Source organism: Paraburkholderia unamae (assembly GCF_003268775.1).
Lineage (GTDB): Bacteria > Pseudomonadota > Gammaproteobacteria > Burkholderiales > Burkholderiaceae > Paraburkholderia > Paraburkholderia unamae.
In genome coordinates this window covers 207,163-226,337 of record NZ_QLSU01000005.1, presented here as the reverse complement: position 1 = coordinate 226,337, position 19,175 = coordinate 207,163, and the positions used below count along the sequence as shown (strand labels likewise).

Genomic DNA, 19,175 nt, shown 5'->3' with positions numbered 1-19,175 from the left:
ACGTCGATGCACCTCATTCAATGTGTTGCTTTTCTCACGGGGCCGACGCCCGCGTGGTGGTCTCCTTTTTCATGCGTCTCGTCCCTCACGAGCCCCTTGGTTAGTGGAGGTTTCGCAGAGCCTGTAGTACGCCGATCTGCCGGATCATTTGCGACGACATCTGCTGCGTTTGCAGACTCAGTTGCAACTGGTTGGCGACCTGCTGGTTATTGCCTGCGACCTGGAGCAGCTGGGCGATCGCGCCGGCCTGTTGCGCGTTGCCCGGCACGATGTTTTGCGTGGCGATGCCCGCCGGCGTTTGCAGCGTCACGTTGACGCCGTTACTGCCGAACGAGATGCCCGCCTTGATGCTGCCGTTCGCGTTCGAAGCGGACGCGCTCGACTGGTTGGCCGCGCCTGGCAGGTTGGCGATCTGCGGCGCGTTGTTGTCGTAGGCGATGGTTGCGGCGTTGGCGCCCGCATTGCCGTTGCCGGCCACCTGGGTGATCTGCGAAACGCCGTTGACCGTCACGTTCTGGCCACCGGTGGCCGTCGCGTTCGGATTGGCGCCGCTGCCCGCGAGCGTGGTCCCGTTCTGCGTCGGGTCGATCACGTTCGCGTACGTTTTCACCTGCGCGCTCATCTGGTTGGCCGCGTTCTGGGCGACGGCGAGCGTGCCTTGCGCGACAGCCGTCGCGCCGTTGGGCAATTGCCACTGAGAAAGCAGGTTCAGAACGAACCCGGAAATCATGTCGCTGCCGGCATATTTGCCGGTCTGATGCGCGAGCACGTCGTCGTCGACGGTCTCGCAGCGGATGCCCTGCGCTTGTCCGTCGGCGTTCGCGAGAAACGCCGGCACCGGCTGCGGTAAGCCGATGCTGTCGGCCGCTTGCGCACCGCTCGAAAAAGCGCAGGCGAGCGCGGAGACGGCTGCCGCGATGCCACACTGTGAGAGGTTGCGTTTCATGATTCTTAGGACTTCAGAACATGACGGCCTTATCGAGGCCGTATTCGAAGAAGGGAGTCGCGGCCGTGCCATTGAGCAGTGCGTTTTCACGCAGCTTGAGCGCGAGCGACTCGTTGTTCTGCAACAGCGGAGAGTCCTCCAGGAACGGTTTGCCGAGCACCGCGAAGACGAGCCCGTTCCACGTCTTCGCGAAATCGTCCTCAGCGACGATACGGTTGCCGAGCGCGGGGTCCGCGATGAAGATGCGGCTGTTCTCGGCGTGCTTGACGATCACGAAGTGCTCATAGCCATCGATGTTCATGAGCACCAGCACGGGGATTTGCAGGTGGTAGAGCGCGTCGGTGTTGACGCGAAAACCGCGGCCGCGCAAGCCGATCGTCTCGACGAACTTCTTCATGTCGAGCATGGAGAAGCCGTTCTTGACGACCACCTCGGGCGTGGAGAACACCATCATGCGGCGGATCAGCTCAGGTTCCGGGATGTCGATGCCGTAGCCGTACTTGAGCAGCGTGGCGAGCGCGGCGGCGCCGCAGCTGTAGTCGTACTGCTGGTTGACGATGCTGCGATAGCGAATGTCCCGCATCGAGTGGATCGGAAGTTTGATCGGCACACCGATGAGGTTGGTCGCGTCGAGCGTCGACTGCGCGTGCACGGGCACGAGGGCCGCGGTGGCGGCAAGCGCCAGCGCGACAGCGCACATCCTGGACGCCGGGGACGATACGAGCCCGGACATGGTGGTCTCCTACCTTTTGGTTCACGCGCCGGCTTGCGTGAAACCGCCGGCGCGCGGTGCTGCTTGATATGGCAACAGCGGTATTACCGGGGCCCGACCTGACTTGCTGCCTGACTTGTGCCTGAGTCGGGCCCGTTACCTGCGGTCCTGCTGGCCGTGCTTAGTGGCCGTTGTTCATCGCGGCGATTGCCATGCCGTTGTGTTGCAGGTTGCCGATGCCGCCCGCGATGTTCACGCCGATGTTGCCGGTCGCGTTGGCGAGCGAGTTGGCGCCGAGGGTGGCCGTGCCCTGGAACTGGCCGGTTGCCGTCATGCCGGCGTTCTGCACGTTGTTGTCGGTCGCAACCATCGCAACCGTCGAGGCCGAACCCGGGCTTGCCGTCGTCACGGAGCCGGCGAGGCTGTTGTTCTGCGCGTTGCCGATACCGGATGCGACGTTCACGCCGACATTGCCCGAAACGTTAGCGAGCGAGCCGTCGCCGACCGACGCGTTCAGATTGAAGTTCTTCACGTTGGCCTTACCGCTGGAGGCTTGCGTGTTGAAGATCTGTGCGTTGCCGAAGACGTTGCCCATATCGACGGAAGCGAGCGCGACATCGTTGCTTTGCGCGTTGTTGATGCCTTCCGCGATGTTCACGCCGAGGTTGCCCGTCACGCCGGTTGCCGCGTTGCTGCCGGTGGTCGCGTCGAGCGTGCCGGCCTGTTGTGTGTTGATGTTCGCGGTGACCGAGCCGGTGGTGTGCTCGTCGACGGTGTTGAGCGTGTCGCTCACGTTATAGCCCCAGCCGTTGCTCGAGCTCGAGCTTCTCGAGGACGAACTCTTGTGCGAGTCGGCGCTCGTGCTCGATTCGCTGGACATGTGCGAGGACGCGTCCTTCGAGTTCTTCGAGTATTCGCTCGAAGCGCTGACGCTGGCCTTGAGCGAGCCGCTCGCCGACCCGTCGGCGTACGCCGTATTGGCGCTCGACGAGGTGCTGCTCTTGCTGTTGGTGTCGCTGTTGTTCCAGCTATTGCCACGCTTCGTGGTGTCGCTGTTGTCGTGCGAGCTCGCCGTCGTGTGCGACGTGCTTTCCGAGCCGCTCAGGCTGAGGCTCGACGAACCGTTCCTCCAGTTGCCCTTGTTGGACCACGAGGCGCCGAGCTTCAGGTCGCCGCTGCCCTTTTGCGAGTTCATCGAGTTGTTGCTGCCCGTGCTGCTGTACGTGCTCGTGCTGTTGTTGCTGCCCACGTCGCTCGACTTGTTGGTGCTCGACGAGTCGCTCGTGCCGCCGTTGTCCGTCTTCACGTGATACGAGGCGCTGGCGCTCGCGCTGAACGAGGCGCCGAAGCTCGAATTGCCCGATGCGCTCTTCGAATTCGAGCTGCTCGAATCGTGCGTGCGTGACGAGCTGCTCGACGACGAGTCGCTGCTCGACGACATCGAGTTGGAGTACTTGTAGAAGGAGTTGTCGCCCGTGCCCTTCACGCTGAAGTTGGTGTTGTTATAGGTCGTCGTCACCTTGCCGCTCAGATAGCTCTGAGCTTGCGGAAGGAGCGTGCCGCCGCCGGTGGTCTGGTTGTTGTTGATGACCGCGCCGGCAGTGCTCGAGACCGAGACGCAGCCGAACAGCGTGACGAAGCCTTCGATCCCGACACCTTCGGTGACGCCTGTGGCGTTAAAGAGGTACGCCATGTTCGATGGAACCGCATAAGCGGAACCTGCTGCCGAAGCAAGAACTGCCGCTGCTATGAGGGTGCGCTTCATGATTTCGCTCCGATACTGAGTGGTCAGTTAAAAAAGAGTGCCCGCCGGGGGACGGAGCACAAAACTGTTTGCCGTAGCATTACCGGCGCCGGCCGTCTGGTTCACCTGCACGAGGCCCGTCGCATTCCTGAATGCCGCACCGTCGATGCGTACCTCACGAATGCCCCCTGCCTGGGCCATTTGCCCCTGACCGCCGTTCGCTGCGGCCGCCGCGGACAGTTCTCCGTCCGAGACCGTCGCAACACCAATCGCTCCAGTGCTGATGAGGGCACTGTTGCGCTGGACATTGCCCACGCCCGCCGACTGATTCACCATCATTGCGCCGGTCGTGTTTGCAAAAGCTCCTGCACCAATCGTCGCGCTCGCGTCCTTCACGCGCGCCGAGACGGTGGCTAGCTGCTCGTCGCCATTCACGTTGATGGCGACGCTGCCGCTCGTGATCGTTAGCTGGTTGGATTGCGCGTTGTCGATGCCCGCTGTTTCGTTCACCGTAAGCGCGCCTTTGGTCGCGGTGCCGGCGTTCGGGGCGATGACCGCCGTTGCGCCGACCGTGGCCTGGGCCTGGGCGTGCGCGGCTCCCGCGAAGGCGAGCGCGGCGGCGCAGGCGAGCGCCGTGGGGATCGAATTGCGGGCCGCCGCGCGGGTCGCGCGCAACGTGTCGAGCAGACTGGGCAAGCGGCTCATTTCATGCCTCCCATCGCGCCCGTGAGCGGGGCGAGCGCGCCAGTGATCGTCGAGGAAATCGTGCTTCCGAGGCCGCCGCCGACGCCGGCGCTCGCGCCGGGGCCCGCGGCCGTGTTCGAGCCGGTCGCGTTGCCGGCGAGAATGCGCGTGATTGCCTGCACGCCAGCGGCCTGTGCGCTCATGGCGCCGTTCGTATTCACGCCGCTCGAGCCGTGCGCGTTGACGAGGTCGGTGTCGGTCACGAGCGCGGCCATTGCCGGGTCGAAGCTGTTCTTCGGAAACGTCGTGGCGCGCACGAGCACCGGGTCCTGGTTCTTCGGCACGTTGGCGAAGGCGCTGCGGGGCGTGATGTCGCGTTCGACGATGATGTCGCCGGGGTTCGTCACCTGCTGGGCGGCTACGCCCGTCGTGACACCCGCCGCCAGGACGCCGCACAGGGCGGCGGCGGCCTGGACGAGACGCCGGCTTGCGCCGTGCGTCAGCTTGCGTGCTGTCATCTCGGTCTCCTGTCGGCCCTGGTTGGCGCTTTCGCGTCGCCCGAGGCCCCATGTCCGGGCGCCGCTTCTGTTGCGGCGCGCCTGACACCGCGTCGCAACAGAAGCGGCGCGGTTTCCTATCTCATCGTTACTTTCTCGTGTAGCTCGCGAGGTTGCCCTGCGCGCTTTGGGTGGCGTCCACGGGAATCGGCAGCGGCGCCGGCGGCGCGATTTCATCCCACAGCGTCACACTGTTGTTTCCACGCATCAGTTGCGGCGTGGCCGCCACCATCACCATCCCGACGGCGCCGCCGCGCTGGCGCGAGAGCGTCTGGTCGTCGAGCGTGCCGGCGCCGGCGAATACCCCGTCGTCGCCGAAAGAAACCGGGTCGGCGGCGGCGCTGGCGGCTGTGATATTTGTTGCGTTTGTGTCGTCCGTGCCGACCGTGTCATTTGTGCCGGTCGCGGCAGACAGGGCGCTCGCGTCGAGCGTCGCGGGAATGAGTGCGCCAGGTGTTGCAGTAACGACATCCGGGGCGGCGCTCACGAAGCTGCCGACCTCTGCTTGCGCGGGCTGCGCGTCGTCCAGGGCCCCGGCCAGAGCGGCGGGCGAGAGGACGAGGAACGCGGCGGGAACGAGCACGGCGGCAAATGCGCTGCCGTAGCTAAAAACACTGCGCCGGACTGGCTTGACGATGAGTCGCATGGCGTATCTCCTGGTGCGGGACATTTAGCGAAACGTGTGCCATCGCCCGCAATCCATTGATACGCTTCGAGCCGCGCTATTTTCTGCAAATTTTGAATGGCGGATATTCGCCAAAATGTTTCAGTGCTGAAACGTGAGGCCGTTTAAACCCGTTGGCAATGCCATCCGGTTTCAAAGGAGAACGTTTGCGCGTCAGGCGCTTAACTATTGAGGGAATGGAAACATCCGTAATTATTTCTGCACTGACAAAATACCGGGAAAGACATGGAAACATTTCCATCGGTCCCTAAACCATTCCGTCCGCATAAATTCTATCCAAGTGCCCTGAGGCTATAGTAAGCTTCAGAAAAAGCCGTAATGCCAAAAAGAAAAAGCCCACAACTGGGCAAGTTGACACACACGCCACAACTCGGGGATTCACTGTCAGCAAAAGCAAGCGCGTTTACTGTTTCTCAGGCGCGCGAAAGGGGCTTTTTGCTGCGTGTCTGTACATTCAGGTGCGTGCCGTCATTCCCAAACGATAGTGTTGGCAAGAGGATCTGAATAATGGAACCTGCAACGCGGCAATTGGTGTACGTGACGCGAAATCCGGTCGAAGCGTTGAACCAGCGGTTCCACGAGCGTGGCTGGCAGGTGGAAGTCGTTGGCAACGCACGGGACGCACGACGCGCGTTACGCACGGGAATGCCTGCGGGGGGACTGCTCGATCTTTCAAGCGAATTCCACCTGCACGAGATCGGTTCGTTCGAGCCGTGCCTGACGTTGCCTAACGTGGGCTGGGTCGCCGCGACCACGACCGGCCAGTTGCAGGATGCCAACCTGCGCCGCCTCGTGCGCGATTACTGTTTCGATTACGTAACGGTGCCCTGGAGCGGCGAGCGTATCGTCGATTCAGTCGGTCATGCATATGGCATGGTTTCGCTCGGCGAGGCCGCATCGAACGACACCACGGGCGGCACGGAAGGCGAAATGGTCGGCTCGTGCGAGGCGATGCTGGCGCTGTTCCGTTCGATCCGCAAGGTCGCCATGACCGATGCGCCGGTGTTCATCTCGGGCGAGTCGGGTACGGGCAAGGAACTCACGGCGGTGGCGATCCACGAGCGCTCGTCGCGCCGCAATGCCCCGTTTGTGCCGATCAACTGCGGCGCGATTCCGCCGCACCTGTTGCAATCGGAACTGTTCGGCTACGAACGCGGCGCGTTCACGGGCGCGAGCCAGCGCAAGATGGGGCGCGTCGAGGCGGCCAACGGCGGCACGCTCTTTCTCGACGAAATCGGCGACCTGCCGATGGAAAGCCAGGCGAGCCTGCTGCGCTTTCTCCAGGAAGGCAAGATCGAGCGCCTGGGCGGCCACCAGTCGATGCCGGTGGACGTGCGCATCATCTCCGCCACGCACGTGGACATGCGCGCGGCGATGGTGGAAGGGCGCTTTCGTCAGGATTTGTATCACCGCCTGTGCGTGTTGCAGATCGACGAGCCGCCGCTGCGTGCGCGCGGCAAGGACATCGAGCTGCTCGCGCGGCACATGCTCGAACGCTTCAAGAAGGACGGCAGCCGCCGCCTGCGCGGCTTCTCGCCCGACGCCATCGCGGCGCTGCACAACTACAGCTGGCCCGGCAACGTGCGCGAGCTGATCAACCGCGTGCGCCGCGCCATCGTGATGTCCGAGGGCCGGGCGATCACGGCGCGCGATCTCGAACTCGGCGATTACGTCGAAGTGGTGCCGGTTTCGCTCGCCCAGGCGCGCGAAGCCGCCGAGCGCCAGGCCATCGAGCTTGCGCTGCTGCGCCACCGCGGGCGCCTGGGCGACGCCGCGCAGGAGCTTGGCATCTCGCGCGTGACGCTGTACCGGCTGCTGTGCGCGCACGGCATGCGCCACATGGAGAGCGAGCCGCTCGCGCCGCATCCCGGCGGCCTGGCTTCGGGCGCTTGAGGCCGGACTGGCTGCTTTGCGGTTGCATGGAGCAGAAGGCGGCTGAAAGCGCCGGGTTCGGGCTTCGCGCACCGACCGCGCACGGTGGCCGCCGTGGATGTTGCCGCGCCCATTGCGTGGCGTCTGAACTCGCTGCGCCTGGTTTCGCCGCGAGCTTTCCCTTGGGCTCCCCGTAGCCCGTCCTGTGGGCGTTTCGCCCTTGTCCCCGATTCGGTATGGGCACGCGCTTTTGGCGCGGCCGACCCCGGACGCGCGCGCCGGGTAAAATCCTCCTTTTCCATCCTGAATCCGAACCGGGCGCCCTGTGCCCGACGAGGGAACCGCGCATGAAACAGTATCTCGAGCTCGTCCGCTCGATTCTCGACACCGGCACCTGGCAGGAAAACCGCACCGGCATCCGCACGATCAGCCAGCCGGGCGCGATGCTGCGCTTCGACCTGCAAGAAGGCTTTCCCGCGGTGACGACGAAAAAGCTGGCATTCAAGTCGGCGGTGGGCGAGCTGGTCGGGTTTTTGCGCGCCTCGCGCAGCGCCGCGGATTTTCGCGCGCTCGGCTGCAAGGTCTGGGACGCCAATGCGAACGACAACGCCCAGTGGCTCGCCAATCCGTACCGCGAGGGCACGGACGACCTGGGCGACGTCTACGGCGTGCAATGGCGGCGCTGGCCCGCCTACAAGGTGCTCGACGCCGAAGCCGCCGCGCAGCTCGCCGACGCCCAATCGCGCGGCTACGCCGAGGTGGCGCGCTTTAGCGAGGACGGTCGGCAGAAAGTGCTGCTTTACAAGGCCGTCGACCAGCTGCGCCAATGCCTCGACACGATCATGAAAAACCCGTCTGACCGGCGGATTTTGTTTCATGGCTGGAACCCGGCCGTGCTCGAGGAAATCGCGCTGCCGGCTTGCCACCTGCTGTACCAGTTCTTGCCGAACCCGGTGAAGCGCGAAATCTCGCTGTGCCTTTATATCCGCAGCAACGACGTGGGTCTCGGCACGCCGTTCAACCTCACCGAGGGCGCGGTACTGCTGCATCTCGTGGGCCGGCTCACGGGCTATACGCCGCGCTGGTTCACGTATTTCATCGGCGACGCGCATATCTACGAAAACCAGCTCGGCATGCTCAACGAGCAGTTGCGCCGGGAGCCTTTCGCGAGTCCGCGCCTGGCCATCTCGGAGCGCGTGCCCGAGTACGCGAAAACGGGCGTCTACGAGCCGGAATGGCTCGAGAAGGTGGAGCCGTCCGACTTTTCCCTCGTCGACTACCGGCATCACGAGCCGCTCACCGCGCCGATGGCGGTGTAACCCCGGCGTGAATCCGCGATAAAAAAAGCCCGCGAACGGCGACGTTCGCGGGCTTTGTCGTTTGCGGCGCGGCGATCAGCCGTGGTGGTGGTCGTCGTGATTGCCGCCGCTTGCGCGCTCTTGCGGATGCGGCGCGGGTTGCGGACGCGCCTGAGGCTGCGGCTGCGGGTGAAATTCCGCGCGTTGCTGCGGTTGGGGCTGCGGCTGCGGATGGAATTCCGCGCGCGGTTGCGGCTGCGGACGCGCCTCGGCGCGCTGCTGGGGCTGCGGTTGCGGACGGAATTCCTGATGCGGTTGAGGCTGCGGCTGCGGGCGGGCCTCGGCGCGCTGTTGCGGCTGGGGTTGTGCCTGCGGGTGGAACTCCGCTCGCTGCTGCGGTTGAGGTTGTGCCTGCTGGCGGAACTCGGGGCGCGCCTCGGCTTGCGGTTGCGGGCGGGCCTGCGCCTGTGGCGGCACCTGCGGGCCATGCTGCGCCGCCGCCGGTTCGGGCATCCGTTGCTGTGGCTGCTGCTGTGGTTGCTGCGGTTGTGCACGCCCTTCGTTACGCGGCGCCTGCATGGCCAGCGCGGTCGGTCTGCCTGCCTCGTTGCCGGGCGCTTGTCCGCCTGCTTGTGCGCCTGCTTGTCCGCCCGGCTGTCCGCGCATGGCCAGCGGCGTATGCGGCTGCGTCCAGGCCGGCTGGTGGGCTTCGCCGCGCGGACCGTTCGCTACGTTGGCCATATTCGCGCCACTCGGACCCGGCTGGCCGGCTGCGGGCATGCCGCCTTGCGGCCGCCCGGCGAACTGCGGCGGGTGCGGCACGCCATGATCCTGTGCGGCGGCTGCGGGCATGCCGGGCTGGCCGTGCCCGGCGCCTCGCTGCATGGCGTTGAAGGCCGGTGCGCCCGGAGCGGGTGCGCCGCCAGGGACGCCCGGCCGGCCCGGCTGCGCCTGCCCTTGCGGGCCAGAGGGCCTTCCGGCCGCGCCGACGACGGGCGAATGCGGCGGCACGACCCGCACGTTCTGCGCGGGCCACGCGCCGTGCGCGGCAGGGGAGAAAGGCGAGAACGAAGCATGTGCCGGAGCCGAGACGCGCACCACCGGCGCGCCCGCGCCCGGCACGGTGCCGCCCGAGTGGGCGAAACGCTGCGCGAGGTTGTCGTGGAACGCGGGCGGCGCGACCGGTGCGCGCGTGGCGACGACCTGGCGCTGGTTGAGCGCCGCGGGTGGCCGGTAGTCCGCGCGGCGCAGGTTGGCGCCGAAGCTGCCTTTGACCGGCGCGATGCCGGGCGTGCCCGGCTCGATGCGCGCGTTGCGCCACTGCTGCGGATCGACGTGCTGCGCGAAGCGCGAGGTCTGCTGCCCATGGACGAAGGCCGTGGCCGGCACCGCGGTCACCGCGCCCGGCACGCGATAGTTCACATAGGTGTTGTGAACGTTGATGTTCGTGATGTTGACGTCGCGCCGATAGTTGTTGACCACGACGGTCTGGTTCACACGGTCGTAGTAATGCGGACTCCAGCCGCCCCAGTGCGGATGCCACGGCTCGCCCGGCCCGAGCGCGAACCACGCGACGCCCGCCGCCGCGACGCCGCCCACCGCCAGATTCACGCCCCAGTCGGCACCGCCGCCTCCACCGCCGACGAACGCGACCAGCGCAGGCGCGTAGACGGGTGGGGCGCTCTCCACGATCGGTCCCGGCACCCAGGCCCATGAATCGTCCACGTAGGCCCAGCGGCCGTAGTGATAAGGCGCGAAGCCCCACGGCGCGTCGTCGACCCAGGTCCAGCCCCAAGGCGCTTGCCAGACCCAGTGACCGTCGTGATAGGGCGCCCAGCCCGCGGGCACCGAACTCGGTGTCCAGACTTCGCCGTACTGCGGGTCGCTGCGCCACGTGCCGTTGTTGTCGAGATCCTGATAGCCGGGCATGTCACGCGAGACGTAGCGCGCCGAGACCGAGCGGTCTTCGGCCTGGTCGCGCGCGAGCCCCCACTGGTCGAAGGCGTCGGGCGCCGGTGCTTCGTTGCTCGCCACCTGCTGGAGGTCGGTGCCGCCGAAGCGCATCTGCTGGCCGGCCGTCATCGGCATCTGGCCGTTCTCGCCGTACACGGTCACGTTGCCGCTGCGCACGGTTACGGTCGTGGTGCTGCCGTCGGGCGCGACGTCCACGCGATAGTCGCCGGGGCTCGTCACGCCCAGCGCGAGGTTCGGCGTGTCGATTTCATAAGTCGTGCCCTGCGGAATTTCGCGCACGCGCGTGGAGAGCGTGCCTTGCGCCACTTTCAGTTGCGACGTCTGGTCGTCGAGGTTGAGGACGTCGAGGCTCGTTTGCGCGCCGAGGCGCACGGCCGTCGATCCGATGTGAAGCTCGGAGCGCCCGTTGGCATCGTTCCAGAGCTGGTCGCCCGTCGTGAGCGGGCGGTTGAGCTGCGCATACGACCAGTCGCTTGCGCCGGCCGGCTCGGTGGTCACGGCGCCGGCCATGTAGTCGAGGCGGGCGACGCGGCCAGGCGGATCGACGCTCGCGGCGCCCGGCGCGGGCCCGGCGTCGGGCGGCGCGGCCTGTGCGAAAACCGTGGGCGCGGCGGCGAGGTTCAGCGCGGCGAGCGCGGCCAGTGCGAACAGGGTGCGGCGGGTTGTGCGGCGAAACCGGGTGATCGTGATCGTAGGCGGCGTGGGCGTCGTAGGCGTGCGCGTTGTCATGTTCGTTCTCCTGTCGGCGGGACCGGGCGCTTGAGCGCTTGCTCCCACCCCATGCAGGGCACTGTATCCGGCGCGCGTGTTTCCATGCGCACGCATTTGTTAAGGCTTATGCAGGAGATGTAACAGAACGTGTGACGGAGGGCGAAACGCGAGATTTTGCGGGCGAAATCGGCGAAGTTGTTGGGTATTTGTCAGCTTATATTGGCGTGATTTGGCGCGGATTGGCGCTCTAAACCGCCACTAGCGCGTCGAACTCGCGCTGCCCCTTGGGCGTGATGCGCAGCACGCGCGGGCGACTCGTGCGCTCGATCCAGCCGCCCTGCGTCCACGAATCGAGCAGCGCCGCGCCCAGCGCGCCGCCCAGATGCGGCCGCCGCTCGCTCCAGTCGAGGCAGGTGCAGGCAAAGCGCCGCCGCCGCGTATGCAGCGCCGCGACGTCGACACCCCAGGCGGCGAGACGCGCCGCGCCTTCGGGCGTGGCTTCGAGCGTGTCGCCGTCGCGCACGAGCAGGCCGCCTCCCACGAGGCGCTCGAACACCTGCACGGCGACTTCACCGGCCATGTGGTCGTAGCAGGTGCGTGCGTGCCGCATCTCCAGCGGTACTGTGCGGACCGGGCGCGGCGCCGGACGCTGCGCGGCCACGACGTTGGTCGCGTGGGCGACGTTCATGAGCGCCTCGATGGTGGCGGCGATTTCAGGCGTCGCGATGCGGTAGTAGCGGTGGCGTCCGCGCACGTCGAGCGCGAGCAGGCCGCCGTCGGTGAGGCGCGCGAGGTGGCCGCTCGCCGCCGAAGGCGAGAGGCCCGCGATCATCGTGAGCTCGCCCGCGGGCCGCGCGCTGCCGTCCATGAGCGCCCAGAGCATGGCGGCGCGGCCGGGGTCGGCGAGCAGGGCGGCAACGCGCGCGAGACCCGGGAAATGGCTCGATTCGTCGGTAGCGGGGAGATTCATGGCAGTTTCCTGTTTCGTTTCGATGACGCCCACATCGTGACTCTAGCGAAACCGCGCAATCGACGTTTCACGGCGAGATGAAGTATCGATTGCAGGCACGTGGCTCCAGGCATGCGGCGTCGCGGACTGCGGTGCGCCGGGCCCCCGCGCTAGAATGGGTTTCTTTACGCAAGCCGCTTTCCCGTCATGAAACGCTTTCTGGTTCTTTTCGCTCTCGTTGCGCTCGCGCCCCTGTGTGCGGCCTGTGCGCAGGGCGGCTCCATGCCCTCCAGCAGCGGGAGCGGCATCACGATGTACGGCACGATCGACCAGGGCATCGCCGTCCACAACTGATCGAACCGTTGTGTATCGCAGTCGGATGGATTGGCAGAAATTGATGCAAGTTTGACCTGACTGCCATGCGCGTGCGTGCGATCATGGGGCGTCCTCTTTCGGATCGCCCCCAACGCCATGCCGCCCCAGACGTCCCATGCTTCCCCTGTCGCCGCTGCGCGGCACGTCGTGTTCGCCGTTGCGCCAGACCTCGTGCTGCTCGACGCCTGCGGTCCCGTCGAGGCTTTCTGGCGCGCGGAACTGGGCATGCGCGCTTTCCACGGCGCGCCTCAAGGCGAGCCCTGCGCCTATCGCACCACGCTCGCCTCGGTGGCGGGCGGCGTGCTGCCGACTTTCGCGGGCATGCCCATCGTCACCGAGCGGCTCGACGCGCTCGACCCCGCCACCATCGACACGCTTATCGTGCCAGGTGTCCCCATCGACGACGCCACCGTGCTCCAGCCCGAACTGGTCGCCTGGATCGCGGCGGCCGCGCCGCGCGCGCGCCGCGTCGCCTCGGTCTGCACGGGCGCGTTCTACCTCGCGGCGGCGGGGCTGCTGGACGGCCGCCGCGCCGCCACGCACTGGCGCAATGCCGCGCAGCTCGCGAAACGCTTTCCCCAGGTCGAGGTCGATCCCGAACCGATCTTCATCCGCGACGACCGCGACGGCCGCGCCGTGTGGACGTCGGCGGGCGTTTCGGCGGGCATCGATCTCGCGCTCGCGCTGATCGAGGAGGACTGCGGTCACGCGATCGCCATGCAGGCGGCGCGCCGCCTCGTGGTGTTCATGAAGCGGCCAGGCGGGCAGTCGCAGTTCAGCGAGGCGCTCACGGCGCAGGCCACGGCGGGCGGCGCCTTCGATGCGCTGCACGGCTGGATGGCCGCCAACCTGCACGGCGAGCTGAACGTCGAGCGGCTTGCCGAGGAAGCCTGCATGAGCCCGCGCACCTTTGCGCGCCGCTACGTCGAAGCCGTGGGGCGCACGCCCGCGCGCACCGTCGCGGCCATGCGCGTGGAGGCCGCCGCGCATGCGCTCGTGCAGTCGCGCCGCCCGCTCAAGCGCATCGCGGCCGACTGCGGCTTCGGCACCGAGCAGAATCTGCGGCGTGCCTTCGAGCGCAGCTACGGCGTGCTGCCGCTCGACTATCGCGCGCGTTTCGCGGCGAACTGACAGCGCGTTCACGGCGCGTTGACGGCAAGTTGAGCTCGCCCGCAGCCGGCTTCAGCATTGCGCTGCGGCTGTCGTGTTGCGCTCGTATAATCGACGGCTCCTTACCCCACAATTCGAGCCGCCAGAGCCGAATCGCCATGAGTAAAGCCGATATGAAGACGCCTACCCAGCCGCTGGACCGTTCGGAAACGACATTCCGGTTCCTCGCCGAACCGACTTCGGTGAATTTCGGCGGCAAAGTGCACGGCGGTGCGCTGATGAAGTGGATCGACGAGACGGCGTATGCCTGCGCGGCCGTCTGGTCCGGCCGCTATTGCGTGACGGTGAGCGTGGGCAACATCCGCTTTCGCCGGCCGATTCTCGTCGGCAACATGGTCGAGCTGCGCGCGCGCGTGGTCGCCACGGGCCGCACCTCGATGCACATCCACATCACCGTGCACGCGGGCGACCCCAAGAGCGGCCAGTTGCGTCTCACCACGGACTGCCTGATCGTGTTCGTCGCCGTCGACGAAAACGGCAATCCCATTCCCGTGCCGACGTTTGTGCCGGAAACGGAGGAGCAAAAGCGCCTCGCGAAATACGCGCTCGACGTGCGCGACGCGCTCGACGCGATCATCGAACTGAAGCCCGAGGAAGTGGCCAAGGGCGAAGTGTGAAGCCCACGACGCAAGCCATGCGCTGAACACGCATGAGAAAACGGGCGGCGAAGGTCGAAACCTCGCCGCCCGTTTTGCGTTCAGAACGCGGGATCAGGCTGGGATCAACTCCGCGATCCGGTACCCACCATCTCGCCCGGCTTCACCCATTCGTCGAATTGCTGTTCGCTCACGTGCCCGAGCGCGAGCGCCGCGGCCTTGAGCGTGGTGCCTTCCTTGTGCGCCTTCTTGGCGATCTGCGCGGCCTTGTCGTAGCCGATGTGCGGATTGAGCGCCGTCACGAGCATGAGCGACTCGTTGAGCAGCGCGTCGATGCGCGAGCGGTTCGGCTCGATCCCCACGGCGCAATGATCGTTGAAGCTGAGCGCGCCGTCGGCGAGCAGGCGAATCGATTGCAGCACGTTGTGCGCGATCATCGGCCGGAACACGTTCAACTCGAAGTTGCCGCTCGCGCCGCCCATGTTCACGGCCACGTCGTTGCCGAACACCTGGCAGCACAGCATCGTCACGGCTTCGGACTGCGTGGGATTGACCTTGCCCGGCATGATCGAGCTGCCCGGCTCGTTTTCGGGAATCGACAGTTCGCCGAGGCCGCAGCGCGGGCCGCTGGCCAGCCAGCGTACGTCGTTGGCGATCTTCATGAGGCTCGCGGCCACGGTCTTGAGCGCACCGTGCGCGAACACGAGCGCGTCGGCGGCGGCCATCACCTCGAACTTGTTCGGCGCAGTAACGAAGGGCACGCCCGTGAGCTTCGCAATGGTTTCGGCCACCTTGTGCGCGAACTGCGGGTGCGCGTTCAGGCCCGTGCCGACCGCCGTGCCGCCTTGGGCGAGCTCGTAGAGGTGCGGCAGCGACGATTCCACATGCTTGATGCCGTGATCGAGCTGCGCGACATAGCCCGAGAACTCCTGGCCGAGCGTAAGCGGTGTGGCGTCCTGGAGGTGCGTGCGGCCGATCTTCACGATGTCGGCAAAGGCTTTCGCCTTGGTGTCGAGCGTGTCGCGCAGCGTCTTGAGCGCGGGCAGCAGATGCTTGACGATGCCGTACGCGGCGGCCACGTGCATGGCCGTGGGGAACACGTCGTTGGACGACTGGCCGCGGTTCACGTCGTCGTTCGGGTGCACCTTGCGCGCCTCGCCGCGCTCGCCGCCCAGAATCTCGCTCGCGCGGTTGGCGATCACCTCGTTGAGGTTCATGTTGGTCTGCGTGCCGGAGCCCGTTTGCCATACGGCAAGCGGAAATTCGCCGGGGTGCTTGCCCGCGATGATCTCGTCGGCGGCCTGCACGATGGCGTGCGCCTTGGCTTCGTCGAGCACGCCGAGCGAAAGATTGACCTCGGCCGCGGCGCGCTTGATGGTGGCGAGCGCGGTGATGAGTTCGGGCGACTGCTTCTCCGTGGAGATGCGGAAGTTTTGCAGCGAGCGCTGGGTTTGCGCGCCCCACAGCTGCTGGGCGGGCACGGCGATTTCGCCGAAAGTGTCGCGCTCCATGCGGACGTTTTCGTTGCTTGCGGTCATGTGAGACTCCGGTGATTGAGGCGGCGCCGTTGGCTTGGGCTGTTCGCGCTTGTTGCGAAGGCGCCGCTTTCGTGACGGGTTCGTTTCCGCGTGGTGGCTGGGCTGCGGCGGCGCGGCGCGTGGTGCTCGGGCGGCTGCGCGGCCGGTGCGAAGGCGCGGCGGCGCTCGGTGCGCTGAGGGCGGCTTCGTGGCTGGCTCGACGGCGGAGGGTACGACGTACTGCACGTGTAGCACGTATTGCACGTATTGCACGTATTGCACGTATTGCAGGACCGACGGACTCGCTGCGACGCGCGGCGGGGCGATGGATCGCTCCGCCGTCGCGCTCACAGCTGGCTGTCGACCGGCAACAGCAAGAATAGCCCGGTTAGAAGATTTCGGTAGAAACCCGCACCAGGATCGAGGTTGTAGGTGCGGATCACGCCGTCTTCCTCATCGGTCCAGACGAGCGGCGAGGAGATCGCGCTGCCACGCATCGAAGCGAGCTGGTAGGGCGTCGCGAGCGTCACGCGGTAGCTCACTTTCGGCGAGGTCGCGAGCGCGAAATAGCCGGCCACCTCGTGCGCGATGGGCGGACTTTCGACGGCAAGCGCAAGCTCGGTATTCAGGTTCGCCGAGCGTGGATCGAGATTGAGCGAGCCGATCACGAGCGTGCTTTCGTCGATCACATAGGCCTTCGCATGCAGGCTCGCGCGCGAGCGCGAACCGACCACGCCGAAGCGCCGCTGCCCGGTGCGTTCGGGCTGGCGCGGCTTGAATTCATAAAGCTCGGCGCCGGCCTTGAGCATGGGCACGCGGTACGGGCTGTAGCCGGCCTGGACCGCGACGGCGTCGGTGGCCGCGAGCGAGTTGGTGACGATCGCCACGCGCACGCCCTGCGAGGTGAGCGTGCGTATTTCCTGCACGCCCGTGTCGTGCGGCACGAAATACGGCGAGAAAACCAGCACGCTGCTTTTCGCCTGATGGATGCGATCGAGCAGCGCGCGCATGGCGTCGCCCATCTCGCCATGCTCGGCGCCCGCGATCTTGCCGGGCGAGTCGGCCACGAACTCCCATTTCGCCCAGTTCAGGCCGAGCTCGCCGCGCGTGATCTGCTGCGCGAGCGGCGTGGCGTTGAGCGGCTTGGCGTTGTACGGATCGGCGGTTTCGCTCCAGTGCTTGCGCAGGTCGTCGCGCGCGGTGTCCAGATCGTGCGGATCGAACTTCTGATGATTGAGCACGCTCAAGGGGTACGAGATCGAGCTGTTCCAGTAAGCGTCGAAACTTGCCGAGACGTCTTGCGCGACCGGGCCCGCCGCGAGCATGTCGAGATCGGTGAACTGCAACGTCGGGCTCGCGCTGAAGTATTCGTCGCCGAGATTGCGGCCGCCCACGATCGCGAGCTCGTTGTCGACGATCGTCGCCTTGTTGTGCATGCGGCGCGTGAACTGGTCGACGTTCGTGAAGAAGTTGCGCGTGCGCAGGAGCATCGATTCGCTCGTGCTGCCATACGGATTGAACACGCGGATCTGGATGTTCGGATGGCTGTTGAGCGCAGCCATCAGACGGTCGATGTCGTGGAAGTTCAGGTCGTCCACGAGCATGCGCACATGCACGCCGCGATCGGCCGCATAGAGCGCCGAGCCGAGCAGCAGCTTGCCGGTGGTGTCCTCGTTGGCGATGTAGTACTGCATGTCGAGCGTCTTCGTCGCCGCCCGTGCGAGCGCGATGCGCATTTGCAGCGAGTCGGTGCCGGTGGCGAGCAGGCGAAAGCCCGACTGGCCGGGATGCGCGGCCTCGGGCGCGGCGAGCGCGAGGCCGAGCGGCGTGGCGCTCGCCTCGGACGCGGGCAGGGCCGAGGTGGTCTCGCGCGGGTAGTCGGTGGCGGGCGGGCGTGTCGCGCAGCCTGCGACGAGCGTGAAGCAGAGCAGCGCAAAAAGCGCGCGAAGCGTGCGCGGCGCGTGAGGCGCCGGCAACGGCGGCAGGCGGCGCGAAAAAACGGCGGGCAGGGCGAAATGCGCGGCCAAGCTGGATCTCCTTTGCGAACGTCGCATCGTGGGATGGTTCGTTTTCATTGCACGGCCTTCGCGGGGATTCTACGGGAAGCCGCCCGCCGTGCTTGCGGCAGCGGGCAAGCTGGCTGAGCAATTTTCGAACCTCATCGGCAGGGCGGCAAGGCGTGACGATTACGCTTGCAGCCCGGCCGCAAGCAGCGGCGCTCGCCGTGGCGCGACACTGCGCGCACGGCGAACAACAGGAGCGTGCGACGGAAGCGGAAGCGGAAGCGCTGGCGCGCTCGCGCATTGGGCGGCGCGTGCGGCGTGAGCGTCGAGACGCTCACGCCGGTGTTGCGTGGTCAGCCGCGCTCGGGCGTGGCGCGGGCGGCGCCTTGCGCGTCGCGCGAGCTGCCGCGCGCCGGCTTGCCGGCCCAGTAGCCCGCGAGCACCGAGCCCGAGAGGTTGTGCCACACCGAAAACAGCGCGCCGGGCAGGGCGGCGAGCGGCGAGAAGTAGAGCTTGCCGAGGGTCGCGGCGAGCCCCGAGTTCTGCATGCCCACTTCGATGGCGAGCGTGCGGCACACGGATTCGTCGAAGCCGAGCAGTCGGCCCCCCCAGTAGCCGCCGAGCAGGCCGATGCCGTTGTGCAGCACCACGCCGAGCGCGACGAGCGGGCCGACCGTGGCGATGCTCGCGTGCGTGCCGCCCACGACGGCCGCGATGATCGCGAGGATCGACACCATGGAGACGAGCGGCAGCACCGGCTCGACGCGGCGCACGAGGCCGCCCGCAAGGCGGTTCACGACGAGGCCGATCGCGATCGGCAGGCCGACGATTTGCAGGATGCTCATGAGCATGCCGTGCACGTCGACGACGATCGAGGCATCGACGTAGAGACGCGTGAGGAGCGGCGTCGCGAACACGCCGACGAGCGTGGAGAGCGCGCTGATCGTCACCGAAAGCGCGACGTCGCCGCGCGCGAGATAGATCATCACGTTCGACGCCGTGCCGCTCGCCACACTGCCCACGAGCACCATGCCCGCGGTGAGGTCGGGCGGCATGTGCAGCACCTTGGCGATCGCCCAGGCGGCGAGCGGCATGACGAGGTAGTGCAGGAAGATGCCGGCCGCCACGGGCGCGGGGCGCGTGAAGACGCGCTGGAAGTCGGCGAACGAGAGTGTCACGCCCATCGCCAGCATGATGATCATCAGGAGCGTGGTGACGTGCGGCGCGATTGGCGCGACGAGGCCCGGATCGAAGTACGCAAGCAGTGAAACGAGGACAGCCCAGAGCGGGAAGAGTCGGGTGATCGGGGCAAGCATGAAAGGGTGGTCCGTGAGAGGGGTTCGTTTTAGGTCGTGGCGCGCGTTGCCTCGCCGTGGCGGCGG

General features: G+C 66.7%; 16 protein-coding genes. 5 read left to right on the top strand and 11 right to left on the bottom strand.

Features of this window, described 5'->3' with window-relative positions; translation table 11 throughout:
* Positions 1-100: 100 nt before the first annotated feature.
* From C7401_RS10505 to C7401_RS10480, 6 genes are all read right to left on the bottom strand, one after another.
* The gene (locus C7401_RS10505) at positions 101-946 is read right to left on the bottom strand and encodes a peptidase C39 (protein ID WP_112171311.1); all 846 of its coding nucleotides are present in this window, start codon (positions 944-946) and stop codon (positions 101-103) included.
* Between the two features lie 13 nt (positions 947-959).
* The gene (locus C7401_RS10500) at positions 960-1,679 is read right to left on the bottom strand and encodes a C39 family peptidase (protein WP_181565544.1); all 720 of its coding nucleotides are present in this window, start codon (positions 1,677-1,679) and stop codon (positions 960-962) included.
* Positions 1,680-1,839: 160 nt separating this feature from the next.
* Complete coding sequence (locus C7401_RS10495; protein WP_112171309.1) at positions 1,840-3,423, bottom strand: FapB/FapC family functional amyloid domain-containing protein; 1,584 nt, start codon at positions 3,421-3,423, stop codon at positions 1,840-1,842.
* A gap of 27 nt (positions 3,424-3,450) precedes the next feature.
* Positions 3,451-4,107, bottom strand: a complete 657-nt coding sequence (locus C7401_RS10490) for a FapB/FapC family functional amyloid domain-containing protein (RefSeq protein WP_112171308.1) — start codon at positions 4,105-4,107, stop codon at positions 3,451-3,453.
* Positions 4,104-4,604, bottom strand: coding sequence for a FapA family amyloid fibril periplasmic chaperone (locus C7401_RS10485; RefSeq protein WP_112171307.1), 501 nt, complete (start codon positions 4,602-4,604; stop codon positions 4,104-4,106). Before C7401_RS10485 ends, C7401_RS10490 begins: the two co-directional genes overlap by 4 nt.
* Positions 4,605-4,731: 127 nt before the next feature.
* The gene (locus C7401_RS10480) at positions 4,732-5,289 is read right to left on the bottom strand and encodes a hypothetical protein (RefSeq protein ID WP_258396973.1); all 558 of its coding nucleotides are present in this window, start codon (positions 5,287-5,289) and stop codon (positions 4,732-4,734) included.
* Between the two features lie 546 nt (positions 5,290-5,835).
* Between C7401_RS10480 and C7401_RS10475 the strand changes: the two genes are divergently transcribed.
* Entirely contained in the window at positions 5,836-7,221 is a 1,386-nt protein-coding gene (locus tag C7401_RS10475) for a sigma-54 dependent transcriptional regulator (protein ID WP_112171306.1), read from the top strand.
* Positions 7,222-7,547: 326 nt separating this feature from the next.
* Positions 7,548-8,519 (top strand): thymidylate synthase, encoded by a 972-nt coding sequence (locus tag C7401_RS10470; RefSeq protein WP_112171305.1) that lies wholly within the window; start codon positions 7,548-7,550, stop codon positions 8,517-8,519.
* 75 nt (positions 8,520-8,594) lie between these two features.
* Here C7401_RS10470 and C7401_RS10465 read toward each other — a convergent pair whose 3' ends face one another.
* Both C7401_RS10465 and C7401_RS10460 read right to left on the bottom strand, forming a co-directional pair.
* Positions 8,595-11,201: a DUF6600 domain-containing protein gene (locus C7401_RS10465; protein WP_112171304.1), complete on the bottom strand. Its 2,607-nt coding sequence runs from the start codon at positions 11,199-11,201 to the stop codon at positions 8,595-8,597.
* Between the two features lie 229 nt (positions 11,202-11,430).
* Complete coding sequence (locus C7401_RS10460; RefSeq protein WP_112171303.1) at positions 11,431-12,153, bottom strand: ArsR/SmtB family transcription factor; 723 nt, start codon at positions 12,151-12,153, stop codon at positions 11,431-11,433.
* A 186-nt stretch (positions 12,154-12,339) separates the two neighbouring features.
* Between C7401_RS10460 and C7401_RS44920 the strand changes: the two genes are divergently transcribed.
* The 3 genes from C7401_RS44920 to C7401_RS10450 all read left to right on the top strand — a co-directional run bounded on the left by C7401_RS44920 (position 12,340) and on the right by C7401_RS10450 (position 14,294).
* A complete protein-coding gene (locus C7401_RS44920) occupies positions 12,340-12,486 on the top strand; it encodes a hypothetical protein (RefSeq protein WP_165841895.1) in 147 nt (48 codons plus the stop codon).
* Between the two features lie 117 nt (positions 12,487-12,603).
* On the top strand, positions 12,604-13,638 hold the full coding sequence (locus C7401_RS10455; RefSeq protein WP_112171302.1) for a GlxA family transcriptional regulator: 1,035 nt from the start codon (positions 12,604-12,606) through the stop codon (positions 13,636-13,638).
* 152 nt (positions 13,639-13,790) lie between these two features.
* Positions 13,791-14,294, top strand: a complete 504-nt coding sequence (locus C7401_RS10450; protein ID WP_112171301.1) for an acyl-CoA thioesterase — start codon at positions 13,791-13,793, stop codon at positions 14,292-14,294.
* A gap of 104 nt (positions 14,295-14,398) precedes the next feature.
* Here C7401_RS10450 and fumC read toward each other — a convergent pair whose 3' ends face one another.
* The 3 genes from fumC to panS all read right to left on the bottom strand — a co-directional run bounded on the left by fumC (position 14,399) and on the right by panS (position 19,109).
* On the bottom strand, positions 14,399-15,811 hold the full coding sequence (gene fumC / locus C7401_RS10445; protein ID WP_112171300.1) for a class II fumarate hydratase: 1,413 nt from the start codon (positions 15,809-15,811) through the stop codon (positions 14,399-14,401).
* Positions 15,812-16,137: 326 nt separating this feature from the next.
* Complete coding sequence (locus C7401_RS10440) at positions 16,138-17,844, bottom strand: phospholipase D family protein (RefSeq protein ID WP_112171473.1); 1,707 nt, start codon at positions 17,842-17,844, stop codon at positions 16,138-16,140.
* A gap of 302 nt (positions 17,845-18,146) precedes the next feature.
* Positions 18,147-19,109 (bottom strand): ketopantoate/pantoate/pantothenate transporter PanS, encoded by a 963-nt coding sequence (panS, locus tag C7401_RS10430; RefSeq protein WP_112171298.1) that lies wholly within the window; start codon positions 19,107-19,109, stop codon positions 18,147-18,149.
* Positions 19,110-19,175 lie beyond the last annotated feature (66 nt).